This is a genomic window from Candidatus Cloacimonadota bacterium (genome assembly GCA_019429305.1).
Classification (GTDB): domain Bacteria; phylum Cloacimonadota; class Cloacimonadia; order Cloacimonadales; family JAJBBL01; genus JAHYIR01.
Window position 1 is genome coordinate 1 of record JAHYIR010000027.1, and the last position, 24,432, is coordinate 24,432.

General features: G+C 39.9%; 20 protein-coding genes. 18 read left to right on the forward strand and 2 right to left on the reverse strand.

Annotated features, from left to right (window positions below; genetic code table 11):
* The 6 genes from K0B81_08460 to K0B81_08485 form a co-directional block, all read left to right on the forward strand.
* A partial coding sequence (locus K0B81_08460; GenBank protein MBW6516625.1) for a thermonuclease family protein occupies nucleotides 1-204 on the forward strand: 204 nt, incomplete at its 5' end.
* A complete protein-coding gene (locus tag K0B81_08465) occupies nucleotides 194-859 on the forward strand; it encodes a hypothetical protein (protein ID MBW6516626.1) in 666 nt (221 codons plus the stop codon). The genes K0B81_08460 and K0B81_08465, both read left to right, overlap by 11 nt.
* Nucleotide 860: 1 nt before the next feature.
* Nucleotides 861-1,568, forward strand: coding sequence for an MjaI family restriction endonuclease (locus tag K0B81_08470; protein ID MBW6516627.1), 708 nt, complete (start codon nucleotides 861-863; stop codon nucleotides 1,566-1,568).
* A 227-nt stretch (nucleotides 1,569-1,795) separates the two neighbouring features.
* Nucleotides 1,796-2,326, forward strand: coding sequence for a hypothetical protein (locus K0B81_08475; protein ID MBW6516628.1), 531 nt, complete (start codon nucleotides 1,796-1,798; stop codon nucleotides 2,324-2,326).
* A gap of 64 nt (nucleotides 2,327-2,390) precedes the next feature.
* Nucleotides 2,391-3,125 (forward strand): sel1 repeat family protein, encoded by a 735-nt coding sequence (locus tag K0B81_08480; protein ID MBW6516629.1) that lies wholly within the window; start codon nucleotides 2,391-2,393, stop codon nucleotides 3,123-3,125.
* A 134-nt stretch (nucleotides 3,126-3,259) separates the two neighbouring features.
* On the forward strand, nucleotides 3,260-4,042 hold the full coding sequence (locus K0B81_08485) for a formylglycine-generating enzyme family protein (protein ID MBW6516630.1): 783 nt from the start codon (nucleotides 3,260-3,262) through the stop codon (nucleotides 4,040-4,042).
* Between the two features lie 22 nt (nucleotides 4,043-4,064).
* Here the strand turns inward: K0B81_08485 and K0B81_08490 are convergent, their stop codons facing one another.
* Nucleotides 4,065-4,754 (reverse strand): 5'-methylthioadenosine/S-adenosylhomocysteine nucleosidase, encoded by a 690-nt coding sequence (locus K0B81_08490; GenBank protein MBW6516631.1) that lies wholly within the window; start codon nucleotides 4,752-4,754, stop codon nucleotides 4,065-4,067.
* Between the two features lie 129 nt (nucleotides 4,755-4,883).
* Between K0B81_08490 and K0B81_08495 the strand changes: the two genes are divergently transcribed.
* A complete protein-coding gene (locus tag K0B81_08495) occupies nucleotides 4,884-5,840 on the forward strand; it encodes a sel1 repeat family protein (protein MBW6516632.1) in 957 nt (318 codons plus the stop codon).
* Nucleotides 5,841-6,188: 348 nt separating this feature from the next.
* On the opposite strand, the gene K0B81_08500 is transcribed toward K0B81_08495, so the two are convergent.
* A complete protein-coding gene (locus K0B81_08500; GenBank protein MBW6516633.1) occupies nucleotides 6,189-6,524 on the reverse strand; it encodes a hypothetical protein in 336 nt (111 codons plus the stop codon).
* Nucleotides 6,525-6,981: 457 nt separating this feature from the next.
* On the opposite strand from K0B81_08500, the gene K0B81_08505 reads away from it, so the two are divergent.
* The 11 genes from K0B81_08505 to K0B81_08555 all read left to right on the forward strand — a co-directional run.
* Nucleotides 6,982-7,725, forward strand: a complete 744-nt coding sequence (locus K0B81_08505) for a hypothetical protein (GenBank protein ID MBW6516634.1) — start codon at nucleotides 6,982-6,984, stop codon at nucleotides 7,723-7,725.
* Between the two features lie 826 nt (nucleotides 7,726-8,551).
* Entirely contained in the window at nucleotides 8,552-9,085 is a 534-nt protein-coding gene (locus K0B81_08510) for a hypothetical protein (GenBank protein ID MBW6516635.1), read from the forward strand.
* A gap of 457 nt (nucleotides 9,086-9,542) precedes the next feature.
* Nucleotides 9,543-10,187, forward strand: a complete 645-nt coding sequence (locus tag K0B81_08515) for a PorT family protein (protein MBW6516636.1) — start codon at nucleotides 9,543-9,545, stop codon at nucleotides 10,185-10,187.
* A 368-nt stretch (nucleotides 10,188-10,555) separates the two neighbouring features.
* Nucleotides 10,556-11,689: a hypothetical protein gene (locus K0B81_08520; protein ID MBW6516637.1), complete on the forward strand. Its 1,134-nt coding sequence runs from the start codon at nucleotides 10,556-10,558 to the stop codon at nucleotides 11,687-11,689.
* A 673-nt stretch (nucleotides 11,690-12,362) separates the two neighbouring features.
* Nucleotides 12,363-13,691, forward strand: coding sequence for a TolC family protein (locus K0B81_08525; protein MBW6516638.1), 1,329 nt, complete (start codon nucleotides 12,363-12,365; stop codon nucleotides 13,689-13,691).
* A gap of 121 nt (nucleotides 13,692-13,812) precedes the next feature.
* Nucleotides 13,813-14,886, forward strand: coding sequence for an efflux RND transporter periplasmic adaptor subunit (locus K0B81_08530; protein MBW6516639.1), 1,074 nt, complete (start codon nucleotides 13,813-13,815; stop codon nucleotides 14,884-14,886).
* A gap of 63 nt (nucleotides 14,887-14,949) precedes the next feature.
* Nucleotides 14,950-18,114, forward strand: coding sequence for an efflux RND transporter permease subunit (locus K0B81_08535; GenBank protein MBW6516640.1), 3,165 nt, complete (start codon nucleotides 14,950-14,952; stop codon nucleotides 18,112-18,114).
* Nucleotides 18,115-18,179: 65 nt separating this feature from the next.
* Nucleotides 18,180-18,998: an EamA family transporter gene (locus K0B81_08540; GenBank protein ID MBW6516641.1), complete on the forward strand. Its 819-nt coding sequence runs from the start codon at nucleotides 18,180-18,182 to the stop codon at nucleotides 18,996-18,998.
* A 578-nt stretch (nucleotides 18,999-19,576) separates the two neighbouring features.
* Nucleotides 19,577-20,710, forward strand: coding sequence for an amidohydrolase (locus K0B81_08545; GenBank protein ID MBW6516642.1), 1,134 nt, complete (start codon nucleotides 19,577-19,579; stop codon nucleotides 20,708-20,710).
* A 2-nt stretch (nucleotides 20,711-20,712) separates the two neighbouring features.
* Nucleotides 20,713-21,870 carry an alanine racemase gene (gene alr / locus K0B81_08550; GenBank protein MBW6516643.1) on the forward strand — a complete coding sequence of 386 codons (1,158 nt, stop codon included), beginning with the start codon at nucleotides 20,713-20,715 and terminating at the stop codon, nucleotides 21,868-21,870.
* A gap of 185 nt (nucleotides 21,871-22,055) precedes the next feature.
* On the forward strand, nucleotides 22,056-24,432 hold a 2,377-nt coding region (locus K0B81_08555), incomplete at its 3' end, for a S8 family serine peptidase (GenBank protein MBW6516644.1).

Genomic DNA, 24,432 nt, shown 5'->3' on the forward strand with positions numbered 1-24,432 from the left:
AAAACTCGAGGTAAGAGAGTGTTTCTTAAATATGATGACACCAAATACGATGAAGAGAATAATTTGCTTTGTTATATTTATCTTGAAAACAAAACATTTATAAATGCTCATCTGATAAAACACGGCTTGGTGAAAGTCGACAGAGGAATGGATTACAAGTATAGAGAAAGATTTATCGCCTTGGAGAACCAGTTTGGCAAATGATCACTGGTTAAATCAGGAAGTACTATTTCTTAAAGGAATTGAGCTAATTGAAATTCCTGATGATACTTTAAAGAATGTTGATAATCTTACGATTAAAAAGAATACGGATTTAAGTTTGATACCTGATGGTGGAGGATGTTATTGGATTTGGACCAATGAACAAATAGTGCATTCATTTCATAAAAATCCCATACCACCTCGATATAATAGTGGCGAATTTATATACAACGGTATAGCTAAAGATAATATACGAGTCAGAATAGCCCGTCATTTATTTTCGCAGATTGATTCTACTTGGTCAGCTATTAGTGTTGATATATATCCTGGTGATACACGATCTCATAGAAAGAAAGCGTTATCTTCAAATAGCAAAGGAAAAGTGCCATATATCGACGAACACCGGATCAGGAGTATCGAAGAGTTATTAAGTCTCCCGAATTTAACTCAAGACGAAAAAGATTATGTAAATAGTATCACAACAGGTGATGTTTACTTCAGAAATGGCATTAATGTAACTGAAAGTAAACATAGGAAATTCACTTATAAGGTCTATTATATAGTAAAACTAAGAAGCATATATATGGACTACATAGAAAAAAAATGGCGAGAAAAGTATGGTGTACCTAAACTTTGCTCTTATTTATCTGGGAGGTAAAATGAAGAAAGAATGGATAAGTAGTGTTGAAGGATATAATATAAAATTCAAACGTGAAACACTACTGAATTATGTAATGAATAGATGGGGATTAAATAAATCATATAGTGTTGGATGTACCTCAGAAATAATTAGATCGTGTGCTCCTAAAACGTACGAGGAGTGGGTTGATTACTATTTTTCTAATGCTATACAGAATAAAAAAAATGGCATTAAAATCACACGAGAATACATTGTTGGATTAGGACAGACTCTATACATTAAGCTTACAGAAGTAGTACAAAAAGAATTAGACAGCATTACAGAAGAAGAATGTATTGATTATGCTTACAACCTTGTTTTAAATCGAACTTATGAAGGATATAAGTCGGAGATAGAAACAGTATACGGTCAATTAGAGAATTTAATAAGCAGAAATATTGACCCGGCACCAGATAAATGGGACAGGCCTTACAGTGTTGATTTTTTCATAAAAGTAAAAAATAATTATATTGGACTACAGATAAAACCGATTTCTTCAGGACAATCTTTGAATCAATATCAATGGATAGAAATGCATACAGCAAATCATGAGAGGTTTGAAAAAGATTTTGGTGGAAAGGTATTTTTTGTGTTCTCAACAAAAAGCTCATCTGGAAAGAAGATGATATACAATACCGAAGCCATCCAAGATATTATCGACGAAATTAAACGTCTTGAAAATATATAGATTTGTGATTATTAATCGTAATATGGAATTAAATACATTCGCTTTGGATTATCAATGACAAATACAGGTGAATAACTCATTAGTAATTTCTGGAGAAGTTATGATATTCTATTCTATCTGTGGAACGGATATATATGAAAGGATCAAAGTGTCTTTAGGAAATGTTGAAGAGTTTTCTATGAAGCCACTAATATAACTACAGATAAAAATGTTAGGAGGTATGGAGAATGCCGATAGTTATTCAAACACCACGAATAGAAACAGAGATAGCCCCGAGATACCTGGTAAACATGCACTTCTGGAAGATGGGAATATTACCCATAGAGGGTGGATGGGGTTATACTCAGGAGGATGCAGTCATTATTAATATGAACGATCCGCTGGTAACTCCGGATTATCTTTTTAACGGAGTAGAGATAGAATACCGTTTCGCAGAAAGAAGAATATATGAGGAGCTCATTTTTCAGCGAAAGGAAAATGATCGTTATTCGGAGATAAGGTGGAAACTTAAAGAACAAGAATTGATTTCTGTTAAAGAGAAAAAATATGATCTGCTCGAATTCAGGGTCACTGCGTTTCCGACTGAAGACTGGGAAGAGCTGAAAGCTGAATACGAAGGGAAGAATGGATACGAAACCATGGGATTCGATAGAGAAGAACACGAAAGGAAGAGACAAGCAAAAATGATCACTTACGATACGACATTCTGGTTTGAAATCAGCAGTTTCTTTGGTAAGAAACAGTACTTTGTTGTGTAAAAAAAGTTCGAAACAATAAGTTGATGATGATTATTAAAATAACAACTATCGGGAGTATCTATTGATGGATCTAGAAAAATTGATCGATATGGCAGAAAATGGCGATCCGGAAGCTCAGTGTAAACTGGGCGTGATATACCATGAGGGGATACTGTTAGAAAGAGATCCGGAAAAGGCATTTAACTATTTTAAATCAGCCGCAGAAGCCGGAACTGTAGAAGCGATGAGCCATCTGGGTGCATTTTATTATATGGGAGTCGGTACTATAGTGAATTATGAAGAGGCATATAAATGGACCAAACTCTCTGCCGATGCCGGCAATGTTGAAGCACGATATAACATAGGAATATACTATCTGGAAGGTTGCATTGTAGAAAAAGATCTGAGAAAGGGAATAGAAATACTACGAAGCTTATCTGAGGAAGGGAATGCAAGAGCGCTATACAAGCTGGGAGAGTGCTATATTAAAGGTGTCGGTGTAGAGCAAGATTATCAAGAGGGAGTGAATCTGCTCTCTCTGGCAGTACAAAAGGAAGACATTTACGCTTTGGGCATGTTGGCTTATTGTTTTATGGAGGGGTATGGAGTTGAAAAAAATCCTTCAGAAGGGTTTAGATTGATGCTCTTAGCTGCAGAACAGGGAAATATGTCTGCCCAATTCTCAGTTGCCTGGTGTTACTATGCCGGAGATGGGGTTCCGGTTAACCATAAAAAAGCTCATGAGTGGTTTCAAAAAACAGCTGAACAGGGACATGAGGAATCTAAAGAACTTCTCAAAGACCTTTATTTCGACATCTGATCTCTTGACCATTATGTTTGTGACATTAATCATATCATGCATTCTGCCATCACAAGAACAAGGCAGCATAAGATCTATTGCCGAAGATGAACCAGTGAAAAAACGTTTCTTAGCATAGATGAGAGAACCTGACAATGAATGAAAGTTTTTCCGGTAAAGATATGGTTTTGGTCGAAGGCGGGACATTTAAAATGGGTAGTGAAATGGGAAAACCCCGAGATTGGGCTATTCCGGTTCATACTGTCAGTGTTGAGAGCTTTTACATCGGCAAATTCCTTGTAACCCAAAAAGATTGGCTTGAAGTCATGGGATCGAGCGACAACATATTTTTTGGCAATGATTATCCGGAAGTATTTATCCAATGGTATCAAGCGATTGAGTTCTGTAATGAACTGAGTAAAAAAGAGGGACTGGGATGTGTATACAACATTAGAAAAGTATATTCTCATTCTAATGATTTGGACGGTTATGGTATCATGAGAACCTCTGTCGATGTTAATCCGAATTGCAACGGTTACAGATTACCTACAGAAGCAGAGTGGGAATTTGCTGCCCGAGGGGGCAACAAATCCAGAGGTTATATATATTCGGGTAGCAATAACTTAGAAAAAGTAGGTTGGTGTATCAACAAAGATATTGATAAAAAGAAAATGCACCGGGTGGGAGAGAAGAACCCGAATGAGCTCGGAATCTATGATATGAGCGGATTTTATTGGGAATGGTGTTGGGACAAGTTTGCTAGATATCCTACAGGTTCAAAGAAAGATCCTGATGGTGTCATTAGCGGTTCAAAAAGAGTACTCCGTGGAGGGACCATGAATCATGAAGCTTCATGGTGCACTGTTTTCTTCCGGTGGAGTAGTTTGCCAGATGATATCCTCCCGGTTGGGATCAGGCTTTGCCGAAATTTCTCCTAAAAAGTCAAAAAAGAGTTGATTATCATAATCTGCTTATATCTGTAATAATCTCCGTTAAAAGCTGAAAGAGCTTCTTCATTGTTCTTAAAGCCAGTTGCTCAAATAATTTATCATTTCCGTATATTTGGTGTTCTGTCTTACTTACCAGATCACTTACACCTCTAATAATAAGGCATTTTATATTATTCCGACGGGCAATGTATGCAATCGATCCCGATTCCCAATCTACCACCCGGGCATTATATTTCTCAATCAGGGTATCAATTTCGTTACTTATCAGGTCTCTATCAGCTGTAAGCATTGTAAAAGGCATTACACTCTTTGGAAGATACGGCATGATCCAGTCTATTTCGATATCGGTGATATATCTGTCTTTAGTTTCTGTAGTTTGTCCCTCTTCTTCTATAATATCATAGATAATTGTTTTGTTTACCAGAATAATCTGCCCCTGCTTTATTTGCCCCTTGATCCCTCCGCAGGTGCCGAGATTAATGATCAGATCAGGTCTCCATTTATCTATAGCATGTTGTGTGGCTCCAGCTGAAGCAACTTTCCCACATCCGGTTTGAAAGATTACCCCTTCAATCATTCCATGCAATTTTGTTTTAAACCACTCACCATAAGGAGATATCGAGACCCTCTCCTTTACATCCAAAATTTCTTTCGTCGCTTTCCACTCGGCATCAGCAGCAATTAAAATGATAATCCTCATATCTTGTTCCCCATGTAAAAAAGCGATTCAAACAGTTCTTGTCAACTCGAAAGACAAAACCATTTGACAGAAAGTATAAAGTTATAGTATAAATCTTTCAAATGAAGAGAGTGCAAGAGAGATATATAAATGGATAGAGATTCAATTGATTATTTGAAATCAGAGGCATTAAAGGGAGATAAGGATGCATCTTTTAAGGTTGGGATGTGTTATCTTCACGGTGATAAAGTACAGCAAGATTTTTCCGAAGCTAACAAATGGTTCGTGCAGTCTGCTCATCAAGGCCATGATCAAGCTCAATTCTGGTTGGGAGACTGTTACTTTCATGGGAAAATGGTTGAACAGAGTTATGATGAAGCTTTGAGATGGTTTAAGTTAGCAGTAAAAAATGGTAATTTAGATGCTACGTATTGTCTTGGTTCTATCTATGCTAATGGTAATGGAGTGGAAAAGAATGCTACTCTGTCAGTACAATACTTTCAGGTAGCAGCACATAGGGGTGATTTAGATAGTCAATATAGCCTCGGATATTGTTATTATCATGGAGAAGGTGTTGAAAAGGATTACGAAGAGGCAAAAAAATGGTTCGGTTTTGCTGCCGAAAAAGGTGATCCAGGTAGTATCTTTTGGTTAGGGCACATGTATTATACCGGCGAAGGAGAGGAAAAAAACCTTGAAAGAGCTGCAAGTTTTTTCCATTATGCAGCTGTTCATGGGCACCCTAAAGCTCAAGTACGCTTGGGTGTTTGTTTTTCTAATGGCGAGGGTGTTGAGGTAAATCACGAGAAAGCCGCGGAGTTTTATAGATTAGCTGCCGAACAGGATTATGAACAAGGGCAATATGTTCTGGCAATGTGTTATGCAAACGGAGTAGGTGTTGATCATGATCTTCGTGAATCATTTGTTTGGTTTTTGCTGGCACAAAGAGCTTTCGGTAATGATGATACATTTATGAGAAATTTTATGATGGTAGAGAATGCTCTCAATGAAGAACAGAAAAGAGAGGCAATAAAAGAAGCATCCATAAGATCCAGCGAAATCAGAGCAAAATCTGAACTGAAAAACTCAGGTTATCAACTTTATTAAATCCCGGCAGATTCGATAAAGCGATCAGATACCAAAAATAAGTATCCGGATATGATACATCGACACCCTTTCCGAGCTTATTGATAACGCTAAGATCGTATTTTTCTGCTATTCTGCAATAAGATCAGCAATCCAACAATTTGGCTTGGGCTTGGGCTTCAACTTGGGCTTGGGCTTTAACTTGGACCCCTACATGATCACAACATGGACCCTATCTTGGACCTTTGATAATCTGTCGTTTAAAGGTGAGGATGGCTAATAGTCCTTATAGTTGTCTTAATCAATTACTGGAATCTTCTTCCATTTAATTTATGGTATAACATTAAATTGCCCTCTTGAGATCAGGAATCAATTTTGCCAGACGGCATATCCTTTGGAGCGGAGATGAGAAGCGAGTTCCGGCTCGATCAATCTGGCCAGCTCATAAGGCATGGGATTGAAATCCTTAAAGAGACGATAAAGAAGTCTTTGCCCGTATTTGTGGGGATAGCGGGAAGACTTGTACCCCTCTTTGTGGTTTTTGAACCTTTCTTCGGGAGATAATCCGGTCATGCCGACATAAACAGAGGGCTTTAAGGGATCGCGACCCGGATTGGCGTGTAAAAAACCGGTTTCATTGAGCACTTTCTTGTTCAATTCTATAACATAAACATTGTGATGGACATAACGATGTTTCTTGATCAGATAGTCATTGTTCAGATAATCTTTCTCGATCAGATCAAGTATCGGGTTACGGGATTTGGTACCGCTTATGAGAACAAGTCCTTCAGCTTCGGGGTCATAGCTTTTCCTGCCACCCCAGACGAAGAAGATGATGAGCTCTTGGTCGGTGTTTTCGTTCAAGACAATTCCTTTTCCCCAATTCGGTATCAGCGTATCTGATACCCGATCCCCTTTTCTCAACCGAGGCATTAATCTCTCCGATCATACTCAGAACTTTGCCATAAATCCCCGTTCAGGTGAATGACAGTTTTATATTATCAAATTCCTAACTAATCGGGCAAGAAAAAATTATCCGGTCGTTCTCATTAACCTTCAGAGATGATCATTACAACTTGACTGATCAATGATCATATTTATAAATGGGGAAGAAACGATCTTGTCACTCAGCCGTGAAAAGAATACCGGAAGGGAGGAAATTATGAAGCAGGTGTTCAACTGGCAGATAATTTTGGGTATTGTCCTTATAGCACTGACAGTAACTGTATATTACATTCATTTCGTTATATTCCGTGATCCGCATCATATCATGATCTTTTTTTTTGGTGACCTTGCTTTCGTCTTCTTTGAAGTATTGCTGGTGATGCTGATCATCCACCGACTGCTGCACCACAGAGAAATAAAGGGGAGAAGAAACAAACTCAATATGCTGATCGGAGCATTCTTCAGTGAAATGGGAACTGATCTGTTAAGAATGCTCTCCCGCTTTGACAGGAGATCGGAACAGATCATAAGAGCTCTTGAATTGCCGGATGATTGGTCTGAACAGGAATTTCTTAATCTCAGGGACAGAGCAAGAAAACATGACTATGAGATCAAGGGAAGCAAGAATTACTTTGTAGAATTGAGGGATCTTTTATTGGAAAGAAAGGGATTTATTCTTGATCTGCTGATGAATGAGAATCTTATTGAGAACGAAGCTTTCACGAACCTGATCTGGTCGGTGTTTCATTTGACAGAAGAATTGGATCACAAAAAGGAATTGATCGAACTGCCGGAGACAGAAATTGAGCATCTGACTGAAGATGCAAACAGGGTATATCAATTGCTGACTTTGGAATGGATGGAATACATCAAGCACCTCAAGAGAACATATCCCTATCTCTTCTCGCTGGCAGTCAGAAAAAACCCGTTTAAACCTGTGGCTCCGGTGGAGATAAAGTAAGCAAAGAACACAGATGCCTCAGAAGAATGACAAAAATCGACAGAGAGAGGGAGAGACTAAGAGAGGGAGCGAAAGAAGTAAGTAGTAATAGTATGTAGTAGGTAGAAAAAACCGGAGGAAGGAGAAGCAAGTCCATTGGAGGAGAAGCAAGCATTAACCACGGATTTACACAGATTAAAAAAGGATGAACACAGATGCCCCAGCGGAAGGGAAGCAAGCAATAAAAGAGGATTTATCATGCCCCGAAAGGGGTATGAAATATGATAGCCAGACATTTCAATGTCTGGAATAATGATGATCTAAACCCGCCCACCGCCCAATTGGAGCAGAGCTCCATTACCTGCGACTGAAGTCGCAGGCTATGATATTGCACCCCTTCAGGGTGCTATCGGAGCCAAGCAAGGAGAACAAAGCTAGGTTTTAGGAATTAGGAAGATAAAATGCCCCGAAAGGGGTATGAAATAAGATAGCCAGACATTTTAATGTCTGGGAACAGGTTGATCAAACTCTCACCTGTCACCCTGAGTGATCCGGCTCTTTTGCCGGATCGTATCGAAGGGTCAGGTGATCTAAACTAAACCCGCCCACCGCCCAATTGGAGCAGAGCTCCATTACCTGCGACTGAAGTCGCAGGCTATGATATGGCACCCCTTCAGGGTGCTATCGGAGCCAAGCAAGATGAAAGAAGTATAAACACAAAACCGGGTAAATGTGCTTTGGCGATTGTTTAGCTTGACAGGTAGTTTTTGGTACTGATAATTCTAAGTGATTATAGTACATTATTGAAAAGAACATGAATACTTAGCAATTATCTTGGAGGACTAAAATGAAAAAAGGATTCTTAATCATCATAACCTTGCTGATCTTAGGAGGTCTCAGTGCTTTTCAGGAAGGGACGATCAATGTTGGCGGCAGCCTATCCTATGCTGTATCAAAATTAAATGAGGATGCCGATTCTCATACAGAATTTTCATTTAAACCGCAATTCGGGTATTTCGTGATGGAGAATCTGGTAGGAGATGTGATCTTCGAATTGAATCATGTCAAACAAGGCGATCACGGAGAAACAACATTTTTGTTGGGGATCGGTGGCAGGTATTTTATTGATAGATTCTATGCCGGTGCTGCCTTTTTGCAGCAGGGTTACAGATATGAATTCAAGAGCAGCAGTGCTTACAAATGGTCAGCAAGCTATCTGGAACTCAAAGCGGGACATCTGATACCTGTGGTTGAGATGTTGTATGTTGATTTGGGTGTTAATTATAGATTTGGTATCGGTGAATATGGCGGAGATGTCGGTGGTGATAATGAATGGACACAGTTCCGGTTTATGGGTGGCTTGCAGTTTTTCTTTAAATAAGTAAGGAGAGCAAGTCCATTGGGAGGATAGCTTCGAAGAGATAAATAACCACGGAGACACAGAGAGCACGGAGAAAAGATTGAGATGCCCCAGCGGAAGGAAAAAACCGACAGAGAGAGGGAGAGACTAAGAAAGGGAGCGAAAAAAGTAAGTAGTAGGTAGAAAAATCAGGAGGAAGTATAGTAAGTCAATTGGTAGTAAAGCAGGCAGGAATAGAACGCGGATTTGACGGAAAAAAATAGAATCAAACGAATAAGAAATACAATGTAGGGGCGACTGGTGGTCGCCCATTTTCATGGGAAAAAGAAGAAATAGATAATGCTAAGAACAGAACAGTTGATAAGGTCTATTAGAGTGATAAACAACAAAAAATCCTCAAATTGTTAAAAAAAGCTTGCAGAAAGATTTGAAAAAAACAAGTTAATTGCACAGATAACTTGAATGTATGGAGGTAGCTGTGAAGAGAAGATTGTTTTTCGTTATTTTGCTTATCTTCTCTGTTAGCTTGGTTTTCGGTCAAAAGCAACAGGGATTGAAACTCGGGATCAACAGAGCCAATATTACAGGTAAGGACCTGGGAGATGTTACCCCTCTGACAGGTTATCACTCAGGTGCATTTGAAATGTATCCGCTGATGGATAATATAATCTTTCATTTAGAGCTGATCTATAACCTTAAAGGTGCTAAAAATGAGTACAGTTTCCCGTTTTGGGATGGTGATGTAATAGTATCTCAGACCTATACCTTTCATTATCTGGAAATGCCTCTGCTTTTCAAGTATAATTACAGAAAAGACAAGTTTCGTTTACAGCCGTACATAGGTCCTTCTATTGCGATGTTGATAGATGCCAAAAGAGAATATACCGAAGATTGGGGTGGTGAGATCTTTTCCGGAACCGATGATATCAGAAAGAACGTCAAAGATATTGAGTATTCTCTTAATTTTGGTGCCGATGTAATGTTTCCGCTGCTTTCCGAACAGATTCTGATCGGCGTCCGATATAATCTCGGTTTGAGCGAAATACTGGAAAATGTGCCGCAAAAAGCAAAAAATCGGGTCTTGATGTTCAGTTTCGGATATATATTGAGAGAAAGATCGTAGTTTTATCAAAAGAATGAATTGGACCACGAATGCACACTGATTAAAAAAAAAGATGAACACTGATGCCCCAGCGGAAGCAGAGCAAGCAAAATGAGAAGAGTTATTAGCTACTAGTTATTAGTGATACCAGAGGAAGGGAAGCAAGTCCATTGGATACAGAGCAAGGTAAAAGATTAACCACGGAGAAACAGAGGACACAGAGAAAAATTTAGACGCACCAGCGGAAGCAAAAAAAACCGTGATCTGTGATTAGTTATGTGTGATCTGAGAAAAAACCAGAGGAAGGAGAAGCAGGTTCATTGGGAAGAGATTGCAAACAAAATGAGATGTCTCGACTTTGCTCGACATGACAAAAAAAGGAGAAGATGATGAGATTAACTATACGGGGAGCATTGACGATATTAATAGCAATTCTGGTCATGTATCTGATAATTATGACCGCACTTGGTTATATAGGGCCTAAACCGGAAAAAGAACTGATCTTCCCTGAGGCGTTAGGACCGAGAGAAGTAGAGTATAAAATTACCTTTTTAAATAAAGCTTATACGATAAATGAGACCCTTTACCAAAGTTATTATGAATACTATCAAGCTTATTCGGAGCAGTTCCCTAATATAAGAACCCAGGGAGAGTATTATCAATTTATTAAAGAGATCCATGAAACAAACGAAACAATTGCCAGTATCGTACAATCACTGCAGACAATAGCGGTGGGAGAGGGATTTAATGCCGACCAGACACTGGAATTTGCCATGCGTTTCGTGCAGGATATCCCTTATGATGTTACCAAGGCAACGGAAGTTACAACGTATGCCCAAGAAAATGATGATCAACTAAGAATGGATCTTCTCCCACGTCATCCATATATAACACTATATGATCAAAAGGGTGTCTGTTCTGATAAGACGGTTTTAGCCGCAGCTATAGCAGAAGAGATGGGATATGGCACAGCTATTTTTTCTTTTGATGGAGAAGCAATGGAGACCGGAGTTGGTCATGTCGGGTTAGGGGTGAGATGTCCCCCCAGTTACTCCATTTATAATACAGGTTACTGCTATGTTGAAACTACCGCACCGATAAGGATCGGGATAACAAATATATTTCTCTCTCAAGATCTGCAAGCCAGTTCTCTTTATATTACAGAAGATAGCATTGAGGGATTAACACCTCTTAATTTTTCTCTAGCTGAATTACACAAGCTGGATGACGGAGCAGTTTATTATGGAATCATTGAAACCTATCGATTAGAGAGTGAATTGCAAGGTTTAGCGGTTCTCGTTGACAGGCAGCAAATGGAGATCGAAAGACAGAGAACACGACTCAATCAACTAAATTCAACTCTTAATGCGATGGGAAGCCAGTATGTGGAGTTTTCTGCTGAAGATTATGACATGATCTTTGATGAGTACAGCAGGGAAGTAGATAGATTTAATCAGTTGGTTGATGAGCATAACAGAAATGTGGAAGATTATAATCGGGCAGTAAGAGAGATGAATTATTAAAGATGAAAAAAGATAAATAACCACGGAGACACAGAGGGCACAGAGGAAAATTAAGACGCTCCAGCGGAAGAAATAGCAGGTAGGAATAGAAAACGGATTTGGCGGAAAAATAAAATTAAACGGATAAAAAAATGCAATGTAGGGGCGACCGGTGGTCGCCCTTTTATAATGCCCCGCAGGGGTATGAAATATGATAGCCTGACATTGAAATTGTCTTTCTGAGTGATCCGGCATTGCTGTCATTTACTATACTACTGTCACCCTGAGTGATTTCCGAAAAGCTCCTTGCTTGGTTAATGGAAATTGTATCGAAGGGTCAGGTGATCTAAACCCACCCGCCGCCCAATGGATCTCCGACGCATTACGTGCGACTGAAGTCGCAGGCTATCATCTTACACCCATAAAGGGTACTATCGGAGCTAAGCAAGGAGTAAGATTAACCACGGAGACACAGAGAGCACAGAGGAAAATTAAGACGCCCCAGCGGAAAGAAAAGCAGAAAAGAAAAGCAAATCCAATGGAAGGATAGCTTAGCAGAAGTGAAAAAACACAGAAATTGAAAATAAAATTTATTTGTAGTAATCTTCTGAAATATATCATTAGTTGACTAAGTATCTAAAAAATACCTTTGACACCTGAGAGTCTTGATTATTTTTTCCCTCAGAGGAAAAAGATGAAGATTATATTGATACTGATAATAATTCTTGGTGGTTTGTTAAGTCTTAATGCGGAACAGATCGTTTCACTGCATGAAGCAAGAGAACTTCTTCTGAACAATAATCCGGAATATTTGGCGAAGGAATCGGCTTTAAAAGCTGCCGAATGGGATATGCATCAAGCATTAACCTCCTTGTTCCCTTCTGCCAGGTTACAAGGGGGATACAACTATCTTGATCCGAAACCGTTTGCTGGTGCACAGGAAAATTATTCAATCTCTTATGGCATTAATGTCAGTCAACCGGTCTTTATGGGTGGGAAATTGTGGCTCGCATACAGGATGAAAAGCGATGCTGTTAAGATAGCCAAAGCTGACCTCAGTTATACCAGACTTTCACTTCTGGGGTCTTTAGAAACCGCTTATTATAACTATCTGTTGTCGAAAGAGCTGTATGTTATTAGTCAGAATGCCCTGGACATAGCAGAACGTAATTTAGAGACTGCCAGAACCCGTATGGATACAGGTACTCTATCCCGGGCTGAATTTCTGCAGTTTCAGACTGAAGTGGCAGCAAAAGAGGTCGCTCTGATCCAGGCAGAAAATAACCGGCAACTAAGCTTAAGACAACTGAGAAACCTTATTAAAGTAGATATAAGTGATGTATTACCTGTTGATCTGCAACTTTACGAAGAGTTGATAAATTACTATCAGAACCTAAAGGGAGACGAAATTGAAGCTGTAAAGGAAAAATTGATCCTGTACGGTGAAGAGAATAATCCGCTTCTGATCATGACGAGAGCGGGACAGGATATCAGTAGAAAAGCGGTGACTTTGGCAAAAGGGAATTTCTTGCCTACTGTCAATCTATCGGCTTCCAGAAACTGGAGTGATAACTTCCGTGGTGAGTATGAGTTCGATAGCTCGACAACTTATTTACTTTCCCTGTCTCTGCCGATATTCCCACTCTTTGATAACTATAGCGGTTACAGGAAGAGTTACCATGCATACAGGAGAACTGAACGGGAGGTAGAAACGACAGAAGACAGTATCAAATTGGCGATTGAAGCTGCTCTATACACAGGTATCGCTTCTGCCAGAACAATATCTTCTGCTGAACTTGCTCTGCAATATGCTCAAGAAACGTATAATATGATGGAAGAACGCTTCCGTAACGGGCTGATATCTTCTATTGATCTGATAAGTATCGAGCTGTTATTAACAACCAGCAATCTTAATGCAGTACAGAGTAGATATGATTTCTTGAAGAACAGGACAAATCTGATGAATCTTCTCAATCTGGAAGATGATGGATCATTAATTGATATTATGAATAATCTTTATTGAACGGCAGAATTATCATGAAGAAAAAAAATAATTGCTTACAGGAAAAGCAGTTAAGCTGTTTTCCCCAAAAAATGTGATGCTATATATAATAGAGGGTCTAATAATGAAAGGATATATGAAAATGAAAGAAAAAACTATATTGTTGGTGGGTTTAATGATCCTGCTGCTCCTTGTCGGCTGTGGTCGGGGCGGAGCACCAGGGCGAAGATTCGCCCGTCCGGAAGTACCTGTTCCGGTTATTGTGGAAGAGGTAGAAAGACGGGATTTAAGCGAGTTTTTAAGGATAACCGGCAAGCTGGAGGGCATCACTGATATTGTTATGCTCAGTGAAACCAGCGGACAGGTCTTATCGCTGTCAAAATCTCTTGGTGATTGGATTGAGAAGGGTGAAGAAATAGGGAAGCTCGATAATGAAGTAGTCAGAATACGCTTGGAACAGGCAAGAGCAGCTCTAAACTCAGCTAATGCAGCTATGGAAACTGCTCGAATGAACTATGATTCAACCAGCCGCCTTTTTGAAAACGGCTCAGCTTCCCAGGCAGAATATCAGCAGGCACTCTTTGCCTTTCAGGGAGCAGTAGCCCAAAGAGACGGGGCTGCAGCAGCCCTGGAATCTGCACAAAAAGCGTTTGAGAATTCACAACTCATCGCTCCTGTTTCCGGATATATTTCATCTCTGCCTCTGCAAGTCGGAGAGATGATCTTTCCCAATTCACCGATAGCAGGGATCGTTAATCACCAGCAGTTGCTACTTAAGGGTGGTATAGGTGAAAACCATATCCTGAATGTCAGAACAGGACAACCGGTGATAGTTTCCTATCGGGATAAGGAATATCCTGCCAGGGTTAGGGGTGTTGGTGTCAAAGCTCTGTCCGGAGCTACTTACCCTATCGAGATCATTCTTGATAATGTTAGAGGTGAACTGTTGCCGGGAATGGTAGTAAATGCAATGATCCAGACTAACCAGTATCAAGACGTTTTTTATACAGAGACCGGCTTTATCCATTCCAGCTATGATGATCTCTATGTCTATACTGTAAACGACAGTGCCAGAGCAGAGAGAACTTATGTTAAGGTTGGCAGCAGAGTGAATGAGTTTACTATCATAGAAGAGGGATTAGAAGTAGGAATGAAGCTTGTTGTAGAGGGCATGGATTCTCTTGAAGACGGAGTTGTAGTTAATGTCAGAGAGTAAGAACAGTAAGCGGTATGAGTTGAAATAGATAATTAATTGTTTTAAAAAATAAGGATAAAAAATATGTCGATAGCAGATTTGTCGGTAAGAAATCCGGTGTTTGTTAACCTGATTGTGGTATTGATCTTCGTGGTCGGAATATATTCCATGATCATCATACCTAAAGAGGAAATGCCGCAAGTTGATTTTGGTAGTTCAGTTATTATCGTTATGTATCCGGGGGTTTCTCCCGAAGAGATCGAACAGTTGATAATCGATAAGATCGAAGCTCAGATAGCCAGTGTTGATGGTATTGATTTTATTCATTCCCGTGCTGAAGAGGGGCGTGCCACCATCAGAGTAGTCTTTGAACCACGTATTGATCCCGACAAGGCGTATGATGATCTCGTAGCTGAACTGGCAAAGGTAACAGATCTGCCGGCAGATGCTTTTGATCCGACAATAATCCGGATTAATATGAGAGAAGTTAATTCCATGGCACAAATAGCCATGAGTGGTGATTATTCACCTAATTCTATGAGACAGATCGCTGAACAGCTACAAGAAGGGTTACAGAATATCAGGCATGTTGCCCGGATTGATGTATTTGGAACACGTGATCGGCAGATCTGGATCGAAGGCGATGCTGCCCGTCTGGAACATTATGGTTTGAGTCTAAATGATCTGATCGATACTATTCGCCTGAGAAACATGAATGTCCCGGCAGGAACTATTAAGTCGGGAAGAATGGAACTCATAGTGCGTACTGTCGGACAGTTCAATAGTCTGGAAGAAATTGCCCGTTTAGTTGTTAACAGTGATCCACAGGGTCGGTTCGTCCGGATCGAAGATGTCGCTACTATTCGCGATACCCTGGAAAATGTCGTTACCATCAGCAAACTTGACGGCAGAGAAAGCGTCAATATGTCGCTTTACAAGAAAGCTGATGGCAATATAATTTCAGTGATGAATGAAGTTCGGCAATATGTAGCTGAATTTCAGGAATCTATTCCGGGTCTGCAGATAACGATCAGAAATGACGGTTCAGAAGATGTGAAAACAAGTTTGCTCACTCTCGGTAATAGTGCTTTGCTTGGTATTATTCTTGTATTTATCACCCTGTTCATCTTTCTCGGCTGGAGAAATGCGACTCTGGCTGCCTGGGGAATACCGTTCAGCTTTTTATTGACTTTCATACTTATGCAGATCAGCGACATCACCATGAACCAATTAACCCTCTTCGGACTGGTACTGGTACTTGGTATGATAGTTGATAATGCGATCGTGGTCATAGAAAATATGCACCGGCAGCTGGAAATGGGTTATTGCCAGAAAACTTCAGCAGTAAAGGGAACTAATGAGGTCATGATACCGGTTATTGCTTCGGCTGCAACTACAGCTGCTGCTTTTCTACCATTGCTCCTCATGGAAGGGGTAATGGGACAGTTCATGAGAGTTTTTCCCCTTGTGATTACTGCTGCTCTCGCCGCTTCCCTGTTTCAAAGTCTCTTTATCCTGCCGGCTCATCTTTCTCTCTTCACCAAACCGCTTGATGAAAAGAAAAAGAAGAGTAAGATACTCATTTATCTCGTTACCAGATATCGCAGAACTCTTATATTTGTCCTTAAGCATCGCGTTAAAAGTGTGCTTGGCTTCATTTTTGTTTTCATTTTGGCAGTATTAGCCATGATGTCAGGGCTGGTAAAATTCGAATTTTATCCGCAACCTCCCCCTACAACAATAGCTCTGCAGATCCAGACACCTGATGGGACTAATATTGAAACCACTAATCGAATTGTTTCTCAGGTTGAAAACTATATCCTGAATATGGAAGAGAGTCGCGATATTAAGTCATTAGTCACTAATGTCGGCTCTATGAGAACCCAGAACCGCATGGAACGAAGAAGTTCTTATTCGCAAATAGCTATCGAATTGATAGACTACCGGGAAATGAAGTACACTCATGACGAGATCAGAAATGCTATCAGAAGATATATCGATGCTGTTCCGGGAATTTACACCTATAATTTTGATGTTTTTCGAGCCGGTCCTCCTGTTGGCAGAGATGTGGAGATCCGTATCAGGGGTGATAATCTGGATAGGTTACAACAAATCTCAGGTATCGTACAAGATGAACTCCGCAATATACCCGGAGTTGTAGATATTGGTGATAGTTTTGCCGAAGGTAAGCAGGAATTAAGGATCATCCCGATACAAGACAGATTGTCGATGTATGGTCTGACGGTTGCTCAATTTGCAATGTATGTCAGAACAGCACTTACTGGCTCTACTGTTTCAGCTTATCGGGGTGACGGATTTAAGGAATACGATGTTGTGGTCATGATGAAAGAAGAATATGTTGATGAATTGAGCAAATTACAGAACTTAACGATCAGACCACCGGGAAGAACCCCTATCCAGTTGGCTGATCTTGCTGAATTCGAGATCGATACAGGTCTTGCCAGTATAGAACACCGCAACCGTCGCAGAGTTGTGACGATCACTGCCAATGCCGGATTCTATGAGGAAAATGGACGAAGAGTAAGAAGAAGACCGGGAGAGGTCACAGAAATACTTATGGGTAGCCGGATAAGAGGTACTGAAGGGGTACTGTCCGGCTTTGAAGGTCGTTTCCCCGGTTATCAAATTGAATTTGGTGGAATGCAGGAAGAGCAGGCACGATCCTACAGATCATTATATTTAGCTTTTGCAGTTGCTTTACTTCTTGTTTATACTATTCTCGCTACTCAATTCAGATCATATGTTCAACCATTGATCGTGATGATGACGATACCGTTTGCCTTTATAGGTGTTGTTTTCGGTTTAGTAGTCACCCAGCTGCCATTTTCATTAAACACTTTCATTGCTGTCATTGCTTTAGCGGGAGTTGTCGTAAATAATTCTATCATCTTGGTAGATTTCGTAAACAAAGAGCGGGATAAAGGAATAGATCGCTGGAATTCCCTGATCAATGCCGGTTCTGTCAGATTAAGACCGATCTTATTAACAACTATTACTACAATTATGGGATTAGTACCGATGATGTTGAGTACTGCCCGTTCTTCGGTTGTTTGGAAACCAATGGCTGTAAGTATTTCCTTTGGTCTTGCCTTCTCAACAATGTTAACCCTCTTTCTTATTCCGACTATATACTCTCTGCTTGATTCCTTCTTTGGTAAACTGAAACTGACCAGATTCAAATCACATGAGAAATTTGAGGAAGTTGTCTGTAAGGAAGAACTCGATTAAAATCTTCATCTCTGATCTTAGAGATATGATCAGAAACGATAAATAAAGAAGCTCAGGTAAAGTAGATGATATTCATTCTGCTGAGCATTTTATGCTCAGTAATTATTGCTAATTTGTTGCTTATATTTTCCCATGGGAAAAAGGTTGATATTCTATTGATCTTCTTGGGAAATTACTTTTTAGCGTCGATATTCAGCTTTATTCAAATGGCACCGGGTACTTTCTCTATCGGTATGTTCGAGATTATTTTCGGTTTCTTCACTGGCTTCTGTTTTCTATATAATTTCTATGTATATCAGAAAAATATCTCAATCAATGGCATGTCGATGAGTGTAGGTATAATGAGGGTTGCAGTTATTATACCAACTTTCATGTCGATCTTATTCTTCGCTGATACTATAAATAATTTTAACTTATTGGGAATAATGGTAATTGTTGCTGCTTTTTGGTCTGTTACTGAGAAAAACAGCATCAGACAGATCATCTGGCTGATTGTCCTCTTCTTAATCTCAGGAATAACGGATTCGACCCTGAAGATATACGCAGAACTGGGAAAAACTAACCAAGCACCTTTTGTATTGATCCTGTTCGCCTCAGCATTTATCTGCACACTTTTCTGGATTTGGAAGACAAAAAGAATTTTTTACTGGCAATATTTTCTCTACGGAATGGTACTCGGTATTCCTAATCAACTCTCCACACGCTTCTTTCTTAAAGGTCTGGAAACTGTTCCTGCTCCTTTAGCTTATCCACTAACTGCATCAAGCATAGTTCTTTTAAGTATCCTTTGCGATCTTATCTTCTGGCGAAAAAGATTTACTCATAAGCAAAGACTGGCTCTATTCCTTCTTATCATCGGCATAATATTGATCAATCTAAGATAGAGAGTAACTTCCTCTTCTAATTGTCATGCCAAGCGTAGTCGAAACCTCTCACCACTGATGTCGGTAAGGAAACATGATTTAGTGGTTTTAGCTTAGATCGGTGCTGAGATCTCTCCATTGACTTCGTCAACCCTGTCCTGAGCTTGAAGAAGGATCGGAAGCAGCCACGAAGAAGTGTTTTCCTCGGTTCCGCTTCACTCCAGTCGAGATGACAAAGAAATGTGCTCGGTCAAGATGACAATGGAAAGGTGATCAGTCTAGCAGACAATTGTATAATACTGACTGGTGTCGCCCTGAGTGATTCTTGGAGAAGCATCCTGCTTTCCCTACCAAGAATTGTATCGAAGGGTCTGAAGATACATAAACGAGTCTGCTTTAGCTATCCATCGATACATTCTGTCCTAAGTATAGCAAGAAGAATAGGCTAGAACACTCAGGCTAACATACGAATGATGTTCATTCGAGATAACTCTATCTATTTGCTGATAAGAAAAAGGAGTATATGAAATTCAGAAATCGGTTGACAGCTATTTTAACAGCTTAGATAAAAATATGTAAACTTATGGTAAGGAGAATTGATGCTGGAAAGAATGATCGAATTGCGGCATTACCTACATAGCAATCCGGATCTACCCGGAGAAGAAGAGGCAACAGCTGCTTTTATAAATGATATCCTGGGTAAAACAGAACCAGATGAATTATGGACAGGTGTAGGTGGCAAAGGAATTGTCGCTCTTTACAGAGGAGCTAAATCTGGTAAAGTTATTGGTATTAGGGCTGATATGGATGGTTTGCCAATAGTGGAAAATACTAATCTCCCTTATAAGAGCAAAAAACAGGGAGTATCCCATAGTTGTGGGCATGACGGGCATATGGCTATAATATTGGGAATTGCTGAGCACCTTGCTCAAAACAGAAATGAATTAACCGGAACAATTGTTCTGATCTTTCAACCGGAAGAAGAACTGGGAACAGGAGCAGCAAAAATGCTTGCAGATAAGAGAATGCAGGATTTAAAATTTGATACTGTATTAGCATTACATAATCTGCCAGGTTTTAAGAATAATGCTCTAATTGTTCGAAAGGGAGCATTTACATCCAATACTACAGGTATGATCATCCGCCTTTGGGGAGCTACTTCCCATGCCGGTCATCCCGAAGACGGAAATAGTCCGGTAATGGCAATGACAGCAATTATCAATAGTCTTAATACAATACCTCAAATGTATATTCCTGTGCAGAACTCTGCTCTGATAACTATTATCCATGCTAGATTGGGAGATAGAGCTTTCGGTACAACCCCGGGATATGCTCATATTATGGCTACAATGCGTGCTTATGAAGCAGAAGATTTAGAGACTATGAAGAGTAGAGCAGTTTTCATAACTGAAGGTATAGCAGAATCTTATGATCTAAGATGTGAGATTGAATGGGTAGAAGATTACCCGGCGATGATCAATGACGATAAGTTAACTGATGAACTAATAGCAATCGGCAAAAGACTAGATTTACCGATCATTGAAAGAGCGCATCCCTTTTCTTGGTCTGAAGATTTTTCCCGCTTTGCAGAAAGATCTCCGGGTTTATTGATAGGATTGGGAAGCGGAAAAGATTTACCGCAATTGCACAACAGTAACTATGATTTTCCTGATGATTTATTAGAGACCGGATATAACATCTTTGTAGAATTCATTTATAGATTGAATAGGTGATTATGGAACAGACATCATATATAGAACTCAACAGTAGTGCCCTACAAAAGAATCTTGCTTATCTAAAAAAAATGATAGGTCCCGAAACAAAGTTTGTCTCAGTTATTAAAGGTAATGCCTACGGACATGGCATCTCAGCATTTCTTCCCTTAGCAGAACAGTTCGGAATTGATTACTTTGCTGTCTTTGATGCCTATGAGGCCTCAATTGCTCTTAAAGCCAAACAACAGCAGACAGAACTAATGATAATGGGTATGATAGATAATGATCAACTGGAATGGGCGATAGAGAATAACATCTCTTTCTATGTCTTTGAAAAAGATAGGTTAATAGCTGCTATTAATAGTGCCAAAAAGATCAAGAAACCGGCTCGTATCCATCTGGAACTGGAAACCGGAATGTATAGGACCGGTTTTGAAGAAGCAGAGTTAGATCAGGTCATTGCTTTGATTAAAGGGAATAAAAAACACTTATTCATCGAGGGATTATGCACTCATTATGCAGGAGCGGAGAGTATTGCTAATCATGTTAGAGTAGAGAATCAATATCAGGAATTTCTCCGATTGCGTAACAAACTCACCAAAAAAGGCATAAAAGCTCGTTATGAGCACACTGCTTGTTCTGCTGCTACTCTGACTTATCCGCACACTAAAATGAATTTGGTGAGAATTGGCATAGCTCATTACGGATACTGGCCAAGTCAGGAAACGAGAATGCATAATCTCTTTTCTGACCGGGGTAAATATTCTCGAGATCCATTAAGAAAGGTATTACAATGGAAAACAAAGGTTATGAGTACAAAGGTAGTCGAAGCAGGAAAATTTATCAGCTATGGTCATACATTTATGGCAGCAAAGAAAACAACCATTGCTGCTATTCCGATAGGTTATTATCATGGTTATAGAAGAAGTTTGAGCAACATAGGACATGTTTTGATCAGGGGAAAGAAGGCACCTATAATTGGTTTGGTCAATATGAACATGTTTGTGGTTGATGTCAGTGCTATACCGGGTGTTTCTAAGGGTGATGAAGTTGTGATTATCGGTGATCAGGGGGCACACAGAATAACCGTGTCATCATTCTGCGAATTAACCAATCTGGTCAATTATGAGCTACTCTGCCGACTTCCAGTAAATATACCAAGATTAGTCATATCTTAGCACTAGCTGAACCCTTTGCTGGAAAGCTTATAAATCCTCACTTTGCATTCATTAATGGCATTAAAGATTGACAGAATCTACTTTATAAAAATATTCACGGACAGTAACTGATAATATTAGATGCAACATCGGTTTATCACGTTTATTAACATAGTAACTTAAAGTCATACACATAGGAGTTATAAATGAAACAAAATCTTATAATAGCAATCTTCCTAGTCTTTATAGGAACGATGCTCTATTCTGTTGAGTTACCCTTTATAGAGGAGTATTATCAACCACGTTCAATCATAGTCGCCATTGCTCAGGAAGCCGTTGGCAATCGTTTTGGAGATATAAACTTTACCCGTGAAGATGGAATAATCAGAACCCATATAGAGAGTTTAAACCTTCTGGCAATGGAATACCGATTTGTTGATCTTCATCAGTTGCACGAGAAAGTTACCTATCTTGATTGGAACGATAAAGGGGTATATCTGCAAAATATCTATCGGATAGTTCTGGAAGAAAATGACAACATAGAGACTGCTCTATCTGCTTTGAACAGAGACAATAATATTATATTCGCAGAATATGAATCAATAAACCGATATCTCTATACACCAAATGACCCCGAATATAGTCTGCAATGGCATCATCCTGTTGTCATGACCCCGGAAGCCTGGGATCATGTTCAAGGAAGCAGTGAAGTGATCGTTGCTATAACTGACTCAGGAACAAAATGGAATCATCCCGATCTGGCAGATAACATCTGGATCAATGAGGCAGAATTACCAGGGATCACTATTGACTGGGTAAATGGAATGATCTATGGTGGAGACGGGATTGATAATGATGGTAATGGTTTTATTGATGACGTTATCGGTTGGGATTTTGTGGAAAATAATAACAACCCCTACCAAAACTATCCTGGGAACGGGCATGGAACTCATGTTGCCGGGTGTGCAGGTGCTGTAGGTGACAATAATATCGGTTTAACAGGTACTGCCATGAATGTCTCCTTATTGATCTGTAAAGGTGCACCTTCAAATGCACCGAGTAGTGGTATTCAATATGCTTACCAGCAGGTACAGTATGCAGCACAATCCGGAGCTCATATCATCAACTGCAGTTGGATAGGACAGGGGCAAGGTAATTATGCTAACTCAGTCGTTAACTATGCTACCAGCTTAGGTTCATTAGTTGTAGCCGGAGCAGGTAATAATGGTATTCAACATACACCCACTAATGCCTGGTTTCCTTCTGATTGTACTAATTCCTTATCCGTAGCAGCTACGGGACAAAATGATATCATGGCAAATTTTTCCGATTATGGTGAACCAATTGATCTGACAGCACCGGGTGTCAATATCCGTTCTACCTATCTGAATAATACATATCAATCTTCTAGTGGTACTTCTATGTCTTCACCGGTTGCTGCTGGCATAGCGGCTTTAGTAAAAAGCTTACATCCCGACATCTCACCTTTGGACTTAAAAGCTCGTTTAATGACTACTACTGATTATATTGATGATATAAATGATCCGGGATTTGCCGGACTCATCGGTACTGGTCGAATCAATGCCTTTAAAGCAACTATGTATGACAAAATTCCTTATATATCGATTTATCAACATACATTACAGGAACATAGCGGCGACGGAGATGGTGTGCCCAATCCGGGAGAAGAGATAAATCTTATTTTTGCTCTTTACAACGAATTATACTGGTTAACAGCTACTGGTGTAACTGCAACCTTATCTACTGAAGCACCCGGTGTCGAGATCTTGATCGATACGGTCAATTTTCCGAATATAAGCGGTGGCTCAGTTGTTCTGAACACTACCAATCCTTTTCGCTTCACAACAGAGGCAACCTTATCCAATTTAACAATACCTTTCACACTTACGATCACTGCTAATCAGGGTAATCCATTCCCTTATGAAGCATCTTTTTATTATGAGGTAAAGCTCTCGCTACAGCAAGCCAATTGGCCATTTGCTCTATCCGGAACTTCCAACTCTTCGGCTCTGCTGCTCGATCTGGATGGTGATGTAAGAAGAGAGATCATTTTTGGTGATTCGCAAGGAAACCTATGGGCTTTGAAACACAACAAGACACCTCTCCCGGGCTTCCCTGTCAATTTGGGTTCTAATATCAGTGCAGCAGTTGCCGCTGCCGATCTGAATAACAACGGCACTACAGAGATCATTGCCAACAGTCAATCAGGGTTGATCAACTGTGTAACACCGACTGGCGATATCCTCTTTCAATATAATGCAGGTGGTCAACTACGATCTAATCCGATGTTGGTTGATGTCAATAATAACGGCAACCTGGAGATCGTTGCCTTGACGTTTAGCAATCCCCGTCTGATCATACTCAATCATGACGGCACAGATTTTCCCGGTTTTCCTGTAACTATTAGTGCAGCTGTTTTATCATCCCCGGCGTCGGCAGATCTGAATGGAGATGGGCATAAAGAGATCATCTTCAATACGAGTGGTGGTTCACTGCATGCTATATCAACAGTAACGGGAACCGACATAGATGGCTGGCCCAAGTCAATCGGTTCTGCTTCCT